Annotated in this window: 15 protein-coding genes; 7 read left to right on the forward strand and 8 right to left on the reverse strand. The window is 65.7% G+C overall.

What is annotated here, in order from left to right; genetic code table 11:
* Nucleotides 1–173 precede the first annotated feature (173 nt).
* Together CEJ42_RS09945 and CEJ42_RS25000 are read left to right on the forward strand one after the other, a co-directional pair.
* Nucleotides 174–884 carry a GntR family transcriptional regulator gene (locus CEJ42_RS09945; RefSeq protein ID WP_079216346.1) on the forward strand — a complete coding sequence of 237 codons (711 nt, stop codon included), beginning with the start codon at nucleotides 174–176 and terminating at the stop codon, nucleotides 882–884.
* Between the two features lie 207 nt (nucleotides 885–1,091).
* Nucleotides 1,092–1,265, forward strand: coding sequence for a hypothetical protein (locus CEJ42_RS25000; RefSeq protein WP_165774417.1), 174 nt, complete (start codon nucleotides 1,092–1,094; stop codon nucleotides 1,263–1,265).
* Nucleotides 1,266–1,701: 436 nt separating this feature from the next.
* On the opposite strand, the gene CEJ42_RS09950 is transcribed toward CEJ42_RS25000, so the two are convergent.
* From CEJ42_RS09950 to CEJ42_RS09960, 3 genes are all read right to left on the reverse strand, one after another.
* Complete coding sequence (locus CEJ42_RS09950) at nucleotides 1,702–2,310, reverse strand: GNAT family N-acetyltransferase (protein WP_088751157.1); 609 nt, start codon at nucleotides 2,308–2,310, stop codon at nucleotides 1,702–1,704.
* A gap of 104 nt (nucleotides 2,311–2,414) precedes the next feature.
* Nucleotides 2,415–3,152 carry a hypothetical protein gene (locus CEJ42_RS09955; protein WP_079216350.1) on the reverse strand — a complete coding sequence of 246 codons (738 nt, stop codon included), beginning with the start codon at nucleotides 3,150–3,152 and terminating at the stop codon, nucleotides 2,415–2,417.
* A gap of 76 nt (nucleotides 3,153–3,228) precedes the next feature.
* Entirely contained in the window at nucleotides 3,229–4,299 is a 1,071-nt protein-coding gene (locus tag CEJ42_RS09960) for an alpha/beta fold hydrolase (RefSeq protein WP_088750892.1), read from the reverse strand.
* 251 nt (nucleotides 4,300–4,550) lie between these two features.
* Here CEJ42_RS09960 and CEJ42_RS09965 point away from each other — a divergent pair, with 251 nt between their 5' ends.
* Nucleotides 4,551–4,766 carry a glycine zipper 2TM domain-containing protein gene (locus CEJ42_RS09965; protein ID WP_079216354.1) on the forward strand — a complete coding sequence of 72 codons (216 nt, stop codon included), beginning with the start codon at nucleotides 4,551–4,553 and terminating at the stop codon, nucleotides 4,764–4,766.
* An 83-nt stretch (nucleotides 4,767–4,849) separates the two neighbouring features.
* Here the strand turns inward: CEJ42_RS09965 and CEJ42_RS09970 are convergent, their stop codons facing one another.
* A complete protein-coding gene (locus CEJ42_RS09970) occupies nucleotides 4,850–5,551 on the reverse strand; it encodes an SDR family oxidoreductase (protein WP_088750894.1) in 702 nt (233 codons plus the stop codon).
* A 251-nt stretch (nucleotides 5,552–5,802) separates the two neighbouring features.
* On the opposite strand from CEJ42_RS09970, the gene CEJ42_RS09975 reads away from it, so the two are divergent.
* The 4 genes from CEJ42_RS09975 (at nucleotide 5,803) to CEJ42_RS09990 (ending at nucleotide 9,445) form a co-directional block, all read left to right on the forward strand.
* On the forward strand, nucleotides 5,803–6,594 hold the full coding sequence (locus CEJ42_RS09975) for a phytanoyl-CoA dioxygenase family protein (RefSeq protein ID WP_079216356.1): 792 nt from the start codon (nucleotides 5,803–5,805) through the stop codon (nucleotides 6,592–6,594).
* A gap of 242 nt (nucleotides 6,595–6,836) precedes the next feature.
* Nucleotides 6,837–7,862, forward strand: a complete 1,026-nt coding sequence (locus CEJ42_RS09980; RefSeq protein ID WP_079216357.1) for a TRAP transporter substrate-binding protein — start codon at nucleotides 6,837–6,839, stop codon at nucleotides 7,860–7,862.
* 151 nt (nucleotides 7,863–8,013) lie between these two features.
* Nucleotides 8,014–8,730 (forward strand): MgtC/SapB family protein, encoded by a 717-nt coding sequence (locus CEJ42_RS09985; RefSeq protein ID WP_088750895.1) that lies wholly within the window; start codon nucleotides 8,014–8,016, stop codon nucleotides 8,728–8,730.
* A gap of 97 nt (nucleotides 8,731–8,827) precedes the next feature.
* Nucleotides 8,828–9,445 carry a LysE family translocator gene (locus CEJ42_RS09990; protein ID WP_088751158.1) on the forward strand — a complete coding sequence of 206 codons (618 nt, stop codon included), beginning with the start codon at nucleotides 8,828–8,830 and terminating at the stop codon, nucleotides 9,443–9,445.
* A 79-nt stretch (nucleotides 9,446–9,524) separates the two neighbouring features.
* On the opposite strand, the gene CEJ42_RS09995 is transcribed toward CEJ42_RS09990, so the two are convergent.
* The 4 genes from CEJ42_RS09995 to CEJ42_RS10010 all read right to left on the reverse strand — a co-directional run bounded on the left by CEJ42_RS09995 (nucleotide 9,525) and on the right by CEJ42_RS10010 (nucleotide 14,217).
* Entirely contained in the window at nucleotides 9,525–10,400 is an 876-nt protein-coding gene (locus CEJ42_RS09995) for an L-fucono-1,5-lactonase (protein ID WP_088750897.1), read from the reverse strand.
* A gap of 165 nt (nucleotides 10,401–10,565) precedes the next feature.
* Nucleotides 10,566–11,504 carry an ABC transporter substrate-binding protein gene (locus CEJ42_RS10000; protein ID WP_079216362.1) on the reverse strand — a complete coding sequence of 313 codons (939 nt, stop codon included), beginning with the start codon at nucleotides 11,502–11,504 and terminating at the stop codon, nucleotides 10,566–10,568.
* A 91-nt stretch (nucleotides 11,505–11,595) separates the two neighbouring features.
* Nucleotides 11,596–12,648: an ABC transporter permease gene (locus tag CEJ42_RS10005; protein ID WP_079216364.1), complete on the reverse strand. Its 1,053-nt coding sequence runs from the start codon at nucleotides 12,646–12,648 to the stop codon at nucleotides 11,596–11,598.
* Nucleotides 12,649–12,669: 21 nt separating this feature from the next.
* On the reverse strand, nucleotides 12,670–14,217 hold the full coding sequence (locus CEJ42_RS10010) for a sugar ABC transporter ATP-binding protein (protein WP_088750899.1): 1,548 nt from the start codon (nucleotides 14,215–14,217) through the stop codon (nucleotides 12,670–12,672).
* Nucleotides 14,218–14,228 lie beyond the last annotated feature (11 nt).

The raw sequence follows: 14,228 nt of genomic DNA on the forward strand, positions 1-14,228 counted from the left end.
GAGGCACAATAGGAGGCTTTGAGAACGTGGTTCTCAACGAATGCGAACGTTGTGAGAGACTGTTCGCCATCGGCGTCGAGCCGGGCCGGAGCCTCCCTGAGAAGGCAGCCTGCGGCGCCGGCGAGCAGGTTCCAGGTAAGCCCCAGAATCAATTTCGGAATAAGAATTCAGTCATGCCCACGCAACAACCCCGCGCCAAGGCCCCCGCCAAAGGGCTGCCGCAAATCATCCGCGACCAGCTGCGCTACGAGATCCTGAACGGCACCATGGCCACCGGCACCCAGCTGCGCCAGGACGCGCTGGCCGAGCGCTTCAACACCAGCCGCCTGCCGGTGCGCGAGGCCTTGCGCCAGCTGGAGTCCGAAGGACTGGTCACCTACCAGCGCAACCGCGGCGCGGTGGTGGCCGGCATGGACGTGAACCAGCTGTGCGAGATCATGGACATCCGCATCGCGCTGGAATGCCACGCCGCCAAGATCGCCGTGCCCAACATGGTCCAGCGCGACTTCGCCCACCTGCAAGAAATCCTCGACCTGTACAACGCCTCGGAGTCGGTGGCCGAATGGGGCGAATACAACCGCCGCTTCCACCTGGCGCTGTGCGCCCCGGCCAACAACACCAAGCTGCGCCGCCTGATCGAAGAGTTCTGCCTCAACACCGACCGCTACACGCACGAGATGATGTCGCTGGCCACCGGCAAGGAAGGCCCGCAGTCGGACCACTTCGAGATCCTCGAAGCATGCAAGCAGCGCGACGCCGCCCGCGTGGCGATGCTGCTGGAGCGGCACATCATGGAAACCAAGAACAACCTGCTGGCGACCGACCGCATGAAGCGCGAGAACGCGGCCGCCGGAGAGGACGAAGACGTACGCGACGCCGCCTGATGGCGGGATGCATTGAATGAAGACAGCCGGCGTTTGCCGGCTGTTTTTTTATGTGGCGGCTGGAGGGCCTGAGCGGGACTTCGATACGCCGCTTTGCGGCTACTCAGTCCGAACGGAGTTCAGAGAAGCGCAACGAACGACAACGACGCTGGATCCCGGCCTTCGCCGGGATGACGGATTCATCGGGATGGCGCGTCTGCGTATGGTGTGGATAAGAAGAAGCTGGAGATCGTTGCGCTCGTCGCTGTGGACAGATTTGCCGGAGGCGACGGCATGTGCGCGGGCTCGAGAGGCCGCTTTGCGGCTACCCGGTCCGAGCAGGGTCTGGTGAAGCGCGACGAGCGACACTGGATCCCGGCCTTCGCCGGGATGACGGATTAAATGAGACGGCCAGTCGATGACTTGAAGCGCAGGCGAGTCACAACGCAAGATCGCGATCCGGCGCATCGAAGCCGCAGGCGAGCTGCAAGCAGCGCGATGCCGAAGGCGAGCCGGATGCAAGGCAAAGCCGCAGGCGAGCCGTTCACGCTGTCCCCTTGTGGGCCAGCCGCCGGAGCGCGGTAAAAAATGGATCAGCGGGGCAGCCGGAGCGCAGCGACTCTGCCTCGCCCATTTTTTACCGCGCTCCGGCGGGAACCCCGCAGGGGCTGGCACTTAGGGGCCGCCTTCTTTTGCTTACTTTTCTTGGCGGAGCAAGAAAAGTGAGCGGCTGCCGGGCCGCCCCCGGCGCTCCCTTCCGACCGGAGAAAGATAGGCATAGAGCCGATACATCGGCATGCAGCAACACCAGACTACCCAACTGCGCCGCCAAACACACTCAATCCCCTCGCCCCATCCTCCGCAACAACCCCACCCGCACCTCCGGCCACTCCTCATCAATAATAGAAAACCGCACCGAATCCCTCTTCCGCCCATCCGGCATGATCCGCTCATGCCGGACAATCCCCTCCTGCCGCGCGCCGATGCGCAAGATGGCCGCCCGCGACCGCTCGTTGAGCACATCGGTGGTGAACTGCACCCGCACGCATCCCATCTCCTCGAACGCATGCCGCAGCAGCAGGAACTTCGCCTCGGTATTGGCCCCGCTGCGCTGGAAGGACAACGACAGCCAGGTATGCCCGATCTCCAGCTTGCGGTTGGCCGCGTCCAGCTTCCAGTAGCGCGTGGTGCCGATCGGCCGGCCCGATGCCCGGTCAACGATCAGGAAGGCCATCACCTTGCCGGCCGCCTGCCCCTCCAGCGCGGTGGCGAGATACTTGTCCACCGTCTGCTCGCCCGGCACCACGGTCAGCGTCATGTTCCACAGCTCGCCGTCGGCGGCGGCCTCGAGCAAGGCGGCCCGGTGCCCGGCCGTCAGCGGCTGCAACTCGACCAGCTCGCCCGGCAGCAACGGATGACGCAAAAAGGAAGAAGAAGACGAAGACATGCGGCCCCTGTGGACAAGAAAGATGAAAACGCAATGATGCCGCATCCGCCCCGCCCTGGCGACGCACAGATCCGCGCCAAACCCGCCGCAACAGCGGCAAGGGCTCAGAAGCCGAACTGCAACCGCATCGTGACGCTGCGCGCGCTGTGCGCATTGTTGGTGCCGAACAGGTAGGCCGCTTCGTACTTGAGGAACTGCCGGCCGAAATACGCCGTGCCGAACAGCGCCGGGCCCAGCCGGTGCGACTGGTCTTCGCGGTGGTTCCAGTTGTCCCACTTGCCCAGCTCGCCGAAGCCCTGCACGCCGAAATTGAGCAGCGGACGCCAGTGCTGGCGCACCTGCCACTGGTAGACCAGTTGCGTCGGGCCGCCTTGCGCGACCCGGTAGTCGCGCTGGAAGAAGAGATTGAGGTTGAACTGCGTGCGCCACCACTCAGTCTGCAGCGCCGGCCCCCACTCCAGGCCGTAGCCGTCGCGCCCGCGGTATTGCTCGAGGTTGGTGTGGATGGCCAGGTCGAAGGGATATTCGCCTTGCGTGAGCAGCACGTCGTTTTGCCAGTTCAGGCTGAAAAAGCTGGTGCCCTGGGCGGCGGTCTGGGTGTAGACGCCGTAGAGCTCGGTGTACCAGCGCGAGTTGACGCCGTAGCCCACGCCCAGTTCGGGTGAGCCGACCGGCGCGCTGCCGGGGCGCTTGGCGTTCCAGTATTTGTAGTCCAGCGTCAACTGGCCGGGGTCGGAGTAGACGTTGACCAGGTAGTAGCCGGTGGCGGCCGCGGCTTCGCCCGCAAGAAAGCAGCATGCCGACAGCAGCAATACCGAGGCCCACCCGCCCGTCCTGATCATGGTCTTGTCTTGCCCCCTGTGAATGCGCCGGCCGCCGCGATCTGCGCGCGGCTTGCCGGCGTTAGCCCCGGTGCCGTCAGCGCGTCGGCAATGCCCTGATGAACTGGTCCAGCTGCGCCGCGTAGAACCTGGCCATGCCGGTGGTGCCGTGGCCGCGCGTCTCGGCGCTGGCCGGGATCAGCATCACGGCGGCGTTGGGCAGGTCCTTCAGCGCCGCTTGCAGTATGCCGGTTTCCGGCGGATTGCGTTCGTCGTCGGCCGAATTGATCGCCAGCAGCGGCACGCGGATCTTCGCCAGGCCCGGCATGGCGTTGTAGTCGGCCGACGAACCCCACTGATAGATGAAGTCGTTGGCGTCAGCCGTCACCGGCGCGGCCAAGCGCTCGTCGACCAGCTTGTCGGCCTGGGCATGGGTGCCGGCCATCTGCTGGTAGGCCAGCGTGCCGCCATTGGTGGCGAAGATGAACATGTTGTTGGCCAGGCGCAGCGAGGGCGGCTGTACGGTGTAGTTGCCGTTGTTCCAGGCCGGATCCTGCCTGATCGACTCCACTAGCATGCGGCGCATGATCCAGTTGCGGCTGGACATCTCGGTGGGCTGCGAGGCCATCGGCACCAGGCCGTCGGCGAAGCCGGGGTAGGTGCCGCCCCACAGCCAGGCCTGCATGCCGCCCATGGAGTTGCCGATGATCAGGCGCAGGCGCTTGATGCCCAGGCCTTCGGTCAGCATGCGGTACTGCGCCAGCACCATGTCGGCATAGTTGTACTGCGGGAAGGCCGCGCGCAGGCCGTCGGAAGGCTTGGTCGACTTGCCCACGCCGATGCCGTCGGGAATGACGATGAAGTATTTGCTGGCGTCCAGCGGCTGGCCGGGGCCGAACAGCTGGCCGCCGAAGTCCTTGGACAGCATCGCCTGCGCGGTCTGGTAGGTGCCGTGCAGCACCAGCACCGCCGGGTTGCTGCGCTCGCCGATGGTCACGTAGTGCAGGCGCAGGTTGTCCAGCGCCTGGCCGTTGTGGAACACGAAGGTCGGCGCGATCCAGTCGCCCTCGACCGGGGCCGGCTGGTCGGCGGCATGCGCCGGGACATGGAGGGCCGCTGCGCAAAGGCAGAAGGCGGCGGCGCGCAAGGCGCGGGAAATCAGGCTCATTGGAATCCTTGTTGTGGGAGCGGGTGGTCGGGAAGCGCCATGGTATCCGGCGGCCCGCCGCGCGGCAAAGCTGCGCTGCAGCACGAGGCATGACGCCGGGCATCTATGTAACAACTGTAAGAGATCGTGTTACAGCTGAGTCTGTTCCAGAATTTTTTCTATTATTGCGACTCTACGGTACAGCTGCAGGCACAGCCGCAGCACCTCATGCTCAGGAACAACGTACAGCGCACAACGAAGGAAGAACAATCATGAAAACCCTGCACAAGATCACGGCCATTTCCCTTATCGCATTCACCCTGGCGGCGATGGGAGGCTGCAGCAACATGAGCCGCCGCGACAAGAACACCGCCGTCGGCGCCACCATCGGCGCGGTCGGCGGCGCCATCCTGACCGGCGGCAGCGGCATCGGCACCGCCGGCGGCGCGGCGGTGGGCGGCGTGATCGGTCACCAGATCGGCCGCTGATCCCCGCTGCCCCATCGGGCAATGACCACGGGCCGGGCGCTTGTGCGTCCGGCCCGTTTTGTTTGGCGATCTGCTGCCGGCGCTTACACCGAGCGGGTCAGGCCGCCGTCCACCTTGATGTTCTGGCCGGTGATGTAGGCGCCGCCTTCGGAGGCCAGGAAGGCGATGGTCGCGGCCACTTCCTCGCTGGTGCCGTAGCGCTGCATCGGCACGCTGGCGCGGCGCTCCTCGCGCGCGGGCAGGCTGTCGATCCAGCCCGGCAGCACGTTGTTGATGCGGATGTTCTCCCTGGCGTAGTTGTCGGCGAAGATCTTGGTGAACGACGCCAGGCCGGCGCGAAACACCGCCGAGGTCGGGAACATCTCGCTGGGTTCGAACGCCCAGGCCGAGGAAATGTTGATGATGGCGCCGCCGCCCTGCTTTTGCATCAGCGGGGTGACCAGGCGGGTCGGGCGGATCACGTTGAGCAGGTAGGTGTCCATGCCGCGGTGCCAGTCCTCGTCCGAGATCTCCAGGATCGGCGCGCGCGGCCCGTGGCCGGCGCTGTTGACCAGTACGTCGACGCGGCCCCATTTTTGCACTGCCAGGTCCACCAGTTTCTGCAGGTCCTCGGGCGACTGGTTGGAGCCGGTCACGCCGATGCCGCCCAGCTCCCCGGCCAGCGCTTCCCCCTTGCCGGAGGAAGACAGGATGGCGACGTGAAAGCCGTCGGCCGCCAGGCGGCGGGCGGCGGCGGCGCCCATGCCGCTGCCGGCGGCGGTAATCAGGGCTACTTTGCTGGTCATGGAAACTCCTTGTTTTCTTGTTGAACGGGCAAACCGCCATTCTAAACAGAACGCCCCGTTTCTTCCCGGCTACCTCCCCGCCCCCCTTCCCCCCCGGTCTTTCCGCCTTTCGGCAATGCTTGAAATTTGTGTTTGACAAAGCCAAATTTAAGTCGCATTCTGTATACAGAACACGATAACAACAACACAAGATCGCAAGACGCCCAGGCATCACGCCGCCGGCAATCCAGCCATCAACAGAGGAGACACACATGCAACTCACCCCGCAGCAGCTCAAGGATTTCGACGAACTGGGCTACCTGTTCATGCCCGAATGCTTCAACGCCGAAGAAGTGGCGCTGCTCAAGCAGGAAGCCTCGAACGTGCTGGCGCAGCAGCGCCCCGAAATCTGGCGCGAGAAGAACGGCGCCCCGCGCACCGCCTTCGCCGCCCACACCTACAACGACGCCTGCAACATCCTCGCCTCGCACCCGCGCCTGGTGAAGCCGCTGCAGCAGCTGTTCGGCGAGGATGTCTATGTGCACCAGTTCAAGATCAACGCCAAGGCCGCCTTCACCGGCGAGGTCTGGCAATGGCACCAGGACTTCCCGACCTGGCACGCCGACGACGGCATGCCGGATGCGCGCGCGATGAACATCGCCGTTTTCCTGGACGAGGTGATGCCGATCAACGGCCCGCTGATGCTGGTGCCGCGCAGCCACAAGGCGGGCGCGCTGAAGTCCGAGCACGACCTGGAGACCACCTCCTACCCGCTGTGGACGCTGGACCAGCCGACGGTAACCGAGATGGTGGAAAAGAACGGCATCGTCACCCCGACCGGCCGCGCCGGCGGCGTGCTGATGTTCCACGCCAACCTGGTGCACGGCTCGGCCGGCAACATCACGCCCTATCCGCGCCGCATCGTCTACCTGACGCTGAACTCGGTCTCCAACGCGATCGCCAAACCGACCCGCCCCGAGTTCATCGCCCACCGCGACTTCACCCCGGTCAAGCCGGTGGCCGACGACGCGCTGCAGCGCTACATAGGCAAGAAGGCCGCCTGAGTTTCCCCTGAAGCACCCTTCCCCGCTGCGGCGTGCAATGCGCCGCGCCCGGGGACGGGCCGCAAGGCCCGCCGCCAGGCCGCCCCGGCCGGGCACGCCGTATCCATGCAAGCGCCTCACCCGCAGTCCGCTTCATCCGCACCTGAGCAGCTGAATACTTGAACGCATCTCGTAGCTAGGCCGCCGCGCCGCTTGCGGCCGCGTGTGCCGACACACACCAATAAAAGCCAACGGAGACAACCATGAAGCAACCCACCTCACGCCGCGACTTCATCCGGAGCGCCGGCGCCGCCTCGCTGGCGCTGGCCGCCGGCAGCTGGCCCGGCCGCGCGCATGCCGCCGAATTCACGCTCAAGTACGCCAACAACCTGGCGCTGACGCACCCGATGAACATCCGCGCGGCCGAAATGGCCAAGGCGATCTCGGAGCAGAGCCGCGGCCGGGTCGAGATCCAGATCTATCCCAACAACCAGCTGGGCGGCGACACCGACATGCTGGCGCAGGTGCGCTCGGGCGCCATCGACATGTTCACGCTCTCGTCGCTGACGCTGGGCACCCTGGTCCCGGTCACGCAGATCTCCGGCATGGGCTTCGCGTTCAAGGACTACGACACGGTCTGGGCGGCGCTGGACGGCGATCTCGGCGCCCACATGCGCCAGGAGGTGCAGGCCAAGTCGACGCTGTTCGCCTTCGAGAAGATCTGGGACAACGGCTACCGCCAGATCACCAACAGCGCCAAACCCATCGCCTCTCCCGACGACCTCAAGGGCATGAAGCTGCGCGTGCCGCCCAGCCCGCTGTGGACCTCGATGTTCAAGGCCCTGGGCGTGTCGCCCACCAGCATCAACTTCGCCGAAGTGTATTCGGCGCTGCAGACCGGCATCGTGCAGGGGCAGGAGAATCCGCTGGCCATCATCTACACCAGCAAGCTCTACGAAGTGCAGAAGTACTGCTCCATGACCAACCACATGTGGGACGGCTTCTGGATGCTGGGCAACAAGAAGTCCTTCGAGAAGCTGCCCAAGGACCTGCAGGAGCTGATCCGCACCAACGTCAACGCCGCCGGCGTCAAGCAGCGCGAGGACGTGCGCAAGCTCAACGAGTCGCTGGCCGGCGAGCTCAAGGCCAAGGGCATCCAGCTCAACGAGGCCGACCACCAGGCCTTCCATGCCAAGCTCAAGCAGGCCGGTTTCTATGAGGAATGGCGCAAGAAGTTCGGCGACCAGGCCTGGGCCATCCTGGAGAAATACAGCGGCAAGCTGGCCTGAGGCGCCGGCGTCGCCATCGAACAAGCGCATGGGCTTTTTGTCATGCGCTTGTTGCATTTCTGGGGCATCATCGCGCAACATCGTGCAGCGGGCCGGCACATCCGTTCCCGCCGCCGACAATACAGACAAGAAACGCGCTCCCGGACTGCCCATGGAAATCCTCAACAACGTCAACCTCGCCTCGCTCGCCGATACCGTCATCAGCCTGACCGCCGCCTTCATCCTGGGCGGCGCCATCGGCCTGGAACGCCAATACCGCCAACGCACCGCCGGCTTGCGCACCAACGTCCTGGTGGCGCTGGGCGCGGCCGTGTTCGTCGACATGGCCAACCGCATGGGCGGCCATGAGGGCGCGGTGCATGTGGTGGCCTATGTGGTGTCGGGGGTGGGCTTCCTCGGCGCCGGCGTGATCATGCGCGAAGAAGGCAATGTGCGCGGCATCAACACCGCCGCCACGCTGTGGGGTTCGGCGGCGGTGGGCGCGGCGGCCGGGGCCGACCTGATCCTGGAAGCCATCGTGGCGACGGTCTTCGTGCTGGCCGCCAACACCCTGCTGCGCCCGGTGGTCAACACCATCAACCGCAAGCCGCTGGACGTGCCGTCGGTGGAAGTCACCAACACCCTGCACCTGATCGTCGACAGCGAGCACCAGAAGGCGGTGCTGACGGCGGTGACCGACATGCTGGAGCAAAGCCGCTATCCGACCCACGACCTGGAAGTGCGCCCGTTCACCGAAGACGAGGTCGAGATCGAAGCCACGCTGGCCGCCACCTCGGTCGACGGCGACGAGCTCGACGCCCTGATCGCCCGCCTGCTGGACTTGCCGCCGGTGAAGCAGGCCTTCTGGAGCCCCAGCACCACGGACTGACGCAGCGCGCCGGGCGCGCCCGAGAGCCGCGGCCTCAAGCGGAGTATCATGGCGGCTTCGCCTTCCTCTTCCCTCTTTCCGCCTGCCCGCCATGCACCTGATCGACTGGTCCGCCGTCCTCGCCGTCTTTTCCGTCTACATCACCGGCGTCATCATCCCCGGCCCCAATTTCGTGGCGGTGCTGCACAAGGCTGCCTCGTCGACCCGCGCGGCCTCGCTGGCGCTGGTGGCGGGCATCGTGGTGGTCAACCTGTTCTGGGCGACCTGCGCCATCCTGGGCGTGGGCATCGTGTTCGCCACCTTCCCCTGGATGGCGCTGGCGGCCAAGATCCTCGGCGCCGGCTACCTGTTGTGGTTCGGCTCGCGCCTGATCACCAAGGCGCAGCACAAGACGCAGGGCGCAGCCGAGATGACGACCACGGACAGCCTGAAATCGTCCTTCATCCAGGGCTTCCTGACCAATATCGTCAATCCGAAGTCGATGGCCTTCTTCGCGGCGGTGTTCGCCTCGGCCGCGCCCGCGCATGTCTCCTGGCCGACCTTCGCCGCCATGCTGTGCGTGGTGCTGGTGGTGGCCGGCAGCTGGTACAGCTTCCTGGCGCTGGTGATGTCGCACGGCGGCGTGGCCGCGCGCTACCGCAGGAGCGCGGTGCTGGTGGATCGGTTTTGCGGGAGCCTGATCGTGTTCCTGGGGATCCGGCAGCTGATGCGCTGAACCTGGGCTGGAGGGGGGCCACGCTCTTGTTCTTCTCTGCTCGCGGCGTTAGCGGACGTCGATTTGCCGACGACGATGTCTACTGCGCATCCAACCCATAGCAGCGCGCCGCCGTCCCGCCCCACAACTGCTCCTGCTCGGCCGCCGACAGGCGCGTTGCCGCCCAGTCCCTGACCACCGCCGCCACCTTGGCGTAGGACGCCGCCAGCAGGCACACCGGCCAGTCGGAGCCGAACATCAGGCGCTGCGGCCCGAAGGCGTCCAGCGCCGTGTCCAGGCACAGCGCGATGTTTTCATAGTCCTTTTGCCGCAGGCCGCGCATCCAGTCGGCCTCGGTCACCAGTCCCGACAGCTTGCACGCCACGTGCGGCAACGCGGCCAGCGCCTCGAGCTCGCGCTTCCAGCGCGCGTAGGCGACTTCGCCGCGGCCGAACTCGGTCAGCGCCGGCTTGCCCAGGTGGTCCAGCACCAGCCAGTGGCGGTCGTGCCGGGCGCAGAAGGCCTGCACCTCGGGCAGCTGGCGCTCGTAGACCAGCACGTCGTAGACGTAACGCTGGTCCTGCAGCCAGGCCACGCCGTCGTTGAAGGCCGGCTGTTCCGTGAACACCGTGACGTCGTGCTCGTCCTGCACCTGGTGGCGAAAGCCCAGCAGCTTGTCCCGTCCCCATTCGCCCACATGCTCGGCCAGTTGCGGCGAGGCGATGTCCTCCCAGCCGACCACGCCGGCAATGCGCGCATCGTTGCGCGCCAGTTCCAGCAGAAATCCGGTTTCCTCGCGGCCGGCGCGCGCCTGCACCGCGATCGACGCGTCCAGGCCCTGAGCGCTGAGCATGGGGTGCAGCTCGCAGGGCATGCGGTCCTGCGCCAGCAGCTCCATGCCACGGCCTATCCACGGATAGTCTTCGGGGCGATAGCGCCAGAAATGCTGGTGGGCGTCGATGCGTTGCGGTTTCATGGTGTTCCTGCAAATCGGAGGGATGATCGGATGTAGCGATGCGCAAAGCGAAAGAAGACGGCCGCGCCGTCTTCGCCCGCGGCCTCTTCACGAGTACGGAAGAGGGCCGCGCAAGAAAGGAAAGCGGAGCGCCGGTGGGGAAGCCGGCGCCCGCCAATGCCGTACTCAGTCGTACAGCTGCGATGCGACCTTGGGGTCGTCGATGTTGTTCTTGTCGTACCAGTAGAAGCCGGTGTCGATGATCTTGGGCAGCTTCTCGCCCTTGAGCGCCTTGACCGCGGCTTCCACGGTCTTGTAGCCGATACCGACCGGGTTCTGGGTGATGGCGCCGGCCATGGTGCCGTCGCGCACGGCATCCTTCTGCTGCTTGCCGGAGTCGTAGCCGACGATGATGATCTTGCGCTTCATTTCCTTCACGCCGTTGACCACGCCGATGGCCGAACCTTCATTGGTGCCGAACATGCCCTTGAGCTTCGGATAGGCCTGCAGGATGGACTTGGTGACTTCGGTCGACTTCAGGTGGTCGCCGCCGCCGTATTGCACGCTGACCACTTTGATCTTCGGATAGGCCGACTTGATGCGGTCCAGGAAGCCGTCGCGACGGTCGATGGCGGTGCGGCTGGTCTGGTCGTGCGCGACCACGGCCACTTCGCCTTCCTTGCCGATCAGCTCGGCCATCTTGTCGGCGGCCAGCGCCGCGGCGGCCTTGTTGTCGGTGGTGGCGGTGGTGACCGGGATGTCGCTGTCAACGCCGGAGTCGAAGGCGATCACCGGGATCTTGGCGGCCTGCGCCTTCTTCAGCAGCGGCAGCGCGGCCTTGCTGTCCAGCGCGGCGAAGCCGATCGCCTGCGGCTTCTTGGCCAGGGCGGCCGAGAGCATGTCGATCTGCTTGTCGATCATGGCCTCGGTTTCCGGGCCTTCGAAGCTGACCTTGACCTTGTAGTCCTTGGCCGCCTGTTCCGCGCCCGACTTCACGGCCTGCCAGAACTGGTGCTGGAAGCCTTTGGAAATCAGGGGAATGTAGGTTTCCTGCGCATGGGCGCCGGCGGCGCCGACAGCGAAGGCCAGGCCGAGTGCGGCGCCGAGCAGTTTGTTCTTGAACACGTTGAGTCTCCTTTTGTTATCGGTGATGGAGTGCCGGTCGCCCGGCGCGGGTTGAAATCGAATCGTCGACTGTTTGCAGCTTGCTGCGTCCTCACGCGCGCCGGCGGCGGCGCAGGATGTCCAGATACACGGCCAGGATGATGATCACGCCGGTGACCACCGTCTGCCATTCCTGCGCCACCGACATGATGCGCAGGCCGTTGACCAGCACGCTCATGATGAAGGCGCCGATGATGGTGCCCAGGATCGTGCCGGTGCCGCCGGACAGCGAGGTGCCGCCGATCACCACCGCGGCGATGGCGTCCAGCTCGTAGCCCTGGCCCAGCGCCGGCTGCGCCGAGTTCAGGCGCGAGGCGATGATCAGGCCGGCGATGCCGCAGATGGCGCCGGAGAAGGTGTAAACCGCGACCTTCCAGAAATCGACCTTCACGCCCGACAGGCGCAGCGCCTCCTCGTTGCTGCCCAGCGCGAAGGTGTAGCGGCCGAACACCGTCTTGTTCAGGATCACCGAGGCGGCGATGGCCACCAGGAACAGGATCAGCACCGCGTTGGGAATCGGCAGCGCCGGAATCAGGTCGCCGATCAGCGAATCCTGGGCGATAGACGAGAAGCCCTCGGTGTCGTTGAAGTAGATCGGGCGCGTGCCGGAGATCACCAGCGACAGGCCCTTCAACAGCATCATCATGCCCAGCGTGGCGATGAAGGGCGGCACCTTGAGCTTGGCGATCACCATGCCCGAGACCCAGCCCGACAGCGCGCCGAAGAACAGCGCGGCGGCGATGCCCAGCGGCAGCGGCATGCCCCAGTTGGTCAGCACCACGCCGGTCATCACGGCGCAGAAAGTCATCATCGTGCCCACCGAGAGGTCGATGCCGGAGGTGATGATGACGTAGGTGCAGGCGATCGCCAGCACGCCGTTGACCGCGGTGGACTGCAGGATGCTCACCAGGTTGTCCACCTCCAGGAAGTTGGGCGAGGCGAAGCTGAAGAACACCATCAGCAGCATCAGGCTGGCGAAGGCCAGCAGCTTCTGGCGCGCGGCGGGATTGAAGAAGCGTGCCCTGAAGCCGGGACCGGCGGAGTTCTCTGGTGTGGCCATGGTGGCGGAGGTGGCGGATTGGAGCGGGTGGATGTTGTTAGCCATGATCGTCTGGATACCGTTGATTTATTGGACGACTGCCGATTCGCGCAGGGTGGCGAGCTGCATGATCTTTTCCTGCGAGGCTTCGGCGGCGCTCAGCTCGCCGGTGACGCGGCCTTCGCACATCACCAGGATGCGGTGGCTCATGCGCAGCACTTCGGGCAGCTCGGAAGAAATCATCACGATCGCCTTGCCTTGCGCGGCCAGCGCGTCGAGCAGCTTGTAGATCTCGCTCTTGGCGCCGATGTCGATGCCGCGCGTGGGTTCGTCGAAGAACAGGATGTCGCAGTCGCGCAGCAGCCATTTGGCGATCACGATCTTCTGCTGGTTGCCGCCCGACAGCAGCCGCGCCTGTTGCTCCACCGACGGCGTCTTGATCGCCAGCTGGCGCACATAGCCCTGCGCGGTCTCCCGGATGGCGCGCTGGTCCATGAAGCCGGCACGGGTGAAGCGCCCCATGCTGGACATGGCGATGTTGGCCTGCACGTCCATGCCGGTGGCCAGGCCGAAATGCTTGCGGTCCTCCGACAGGTAGCCGATGCCGTGGGCCACCGCGTCGGCCGGGGTCTTGATGACGGCGCGCCCGCCATGGATGTGGATCTCGCCGGCCTCCAGCGGATCGGCGCCGAAGATGGCGCGCGCCACCTCGGTGCGGCCGGCGCCCATCAGCCCGGCAAATCCCAGGATCTCGCCCCGGCGCAGCTGGAAGCTGACGTTGCGGATCGCCCGCCCGCGCGTCAGGCCGCGCGCCTCCAGTACCACCTCGTTGGCGGAGGTGTCGGGCGGCGTGCGTTGTTCACCGTCGAGCTGGCGACCGACCATCATCGAGATGATGGTGTCCATCGACGTGCCCTGCATCGGCACGGTGGCGATGTAGCGGCCGTCGCGCATGACGGTGACGCGGTCGGCGATCTGGCGCAGCTCGTCCATCTTGTGCGAGATGTAGACGATGCCCACGCCCTGCGCCTGCAGGTCGCGGATGATGCGGAACAGCTCGGCGATCTCGGCGTTGTTCAGCGCGGCCGTGGGTTCGTCCATGATCAGCACGCGCGAGTCGAAGGACAGCGCCTTGGCGATCTCCACCATCTGCTGGCGCGCGACCGTCAGCTGGCCGACCGGCGTGGCCGGGTCGAGGTCCAGGCGCATGCGTTCGAAGATGGCGGCGGCCTGGCGGTTCAGTTGCTCCTCATCGAGGAACAGGCCGAAGCCCTTCTTCGGCTCGCGGCCGATGAAGATGTTCTGCGCCGCCGACAGGTGGTTCATCAGGTTGAGCTCCTGATGGATGATGCCGATGCCCAGCGCCTGGGCGGCGCGCGGCTCGTCGATCTCCACCGGCCGGCCGTCGAGCAGGATCTCGCCGCTGTCGCGCTGGTAGACGCCGGAGAGGATCTTCATCAGCGTCGACTTGCCGGCGCCATTCTCGCCCATCAGCGCGTGCACCTCGCCGGCGGCCAGGTCGAACTGGCAATTGTCCAGCGCCAGCACGCCGGGAAAGCGCTTGCTGACGTTGCGCAGCGCGATCAGCGGCGCTCGCGTGTGCTGCGTGTCGTGTGTCTCTTGGTCTTGTTGCATGCTCACCTCGG

Source organism: Herbaspirillum robiniae (assembly GCF_002213415.1).
Taxonomy (GTDB): Bacteria; Pseudomonadota; Gammaproteobacteria; order Burkholderiales; family Burkholderiaceae_D; genus Herbaspirillum; species Herbaspirillum robiniae.

Excerpts from the sequence above, each read along its gene's own strand:
- CEJ42_RS09945 (WP_079216346.1), top strand. The coding sequence starts at position 174 with ATGCCCACGCAACAACCCCGCGCCAAGGCCCCCGCCAAAGGGCTGCCG.
- CEJ42_RS09950 (WP_088751157.1), bottom strand. The coding sequence starts at position 2,310 with ATGTCTTCGTCTTCTTCTTCCTTTTTGCGTCATCCGTTGCTGCCGGGC.
- CEJ42_RS09955 (WP_079216350.1), bottom strand. The coding sequence starts at position 3,152 with ATGATCAGGACGGGCGGGTGGGCCTCGGTATTGCTGCTGTCGGCATGC.
- CEJ42_RS09960 (WP_088750892.1), bottom strand. The coding sequence starts at position 4,299 with ATGAGCCTGATTTCCCGCGCCTTGCGCGCCGCCGCCTTCTGCCTTTGC.
- CEJ42_RS09965 (WP_079216354.1), top strand. The coding sequence starts at position 4,551 with ATGAAAACCCTGCACAAGATCACGGCCATTTCCCTTATCGCATTCACC.
- CEJ42_RS09970 (WP_088750894.1), bottom strand. The coding sequence starts at position 5,551 with ATGACCAGCAAAGTAGCCCTGATTACCGCCGCCGGCAGCGGCATGGGC.
- CEJ42_RS09975 (WP_079216356.1), top strand. The coding sequence starts at position 5,803 with ATGCAACTCACCCCGCAGCAGCTCAAGGATTTCGACGAACTGGGCTAC.
- CEJ42_RS09980 (WP_079216357.1), top strand. The coding sequence starts at position 6,837 with ATGAAGCAACCCACCTCACGCCGCGACTTCATCCGGAGCGCCGGCGCC.
- CEJ42_RS09985 (WP_088750895.1), top strand. The coding sequence starts at position 8,014 with ATGGAAATCCTCAACAACGTCAACCTCGCCTCGCTCGCCGATACCGTC.
- CEJ42_RS09995 (WP_088750897.1), bottom strand. The coding sequence starts at position 10,400 with ATGAAACCGCAACGCATCGACGCCCACCAGCATTTCTGGCGCTATCGC.
- CEJ42_RS10005 (WP_079216364.1), bottom strand. The coding sequence starts at position 12,648 with ATGGCTAACAACATCCACCCGCTCCAATCCGCCACCTCCGCCACCATG.
- CEJ42_RS10010 (WP_088750899.1), bottom strand. The coding sequence starts at position 14,217 with ATGCAACAAGACCAAGAGACACACGACACGCAGCACACGCGAGCGCCG.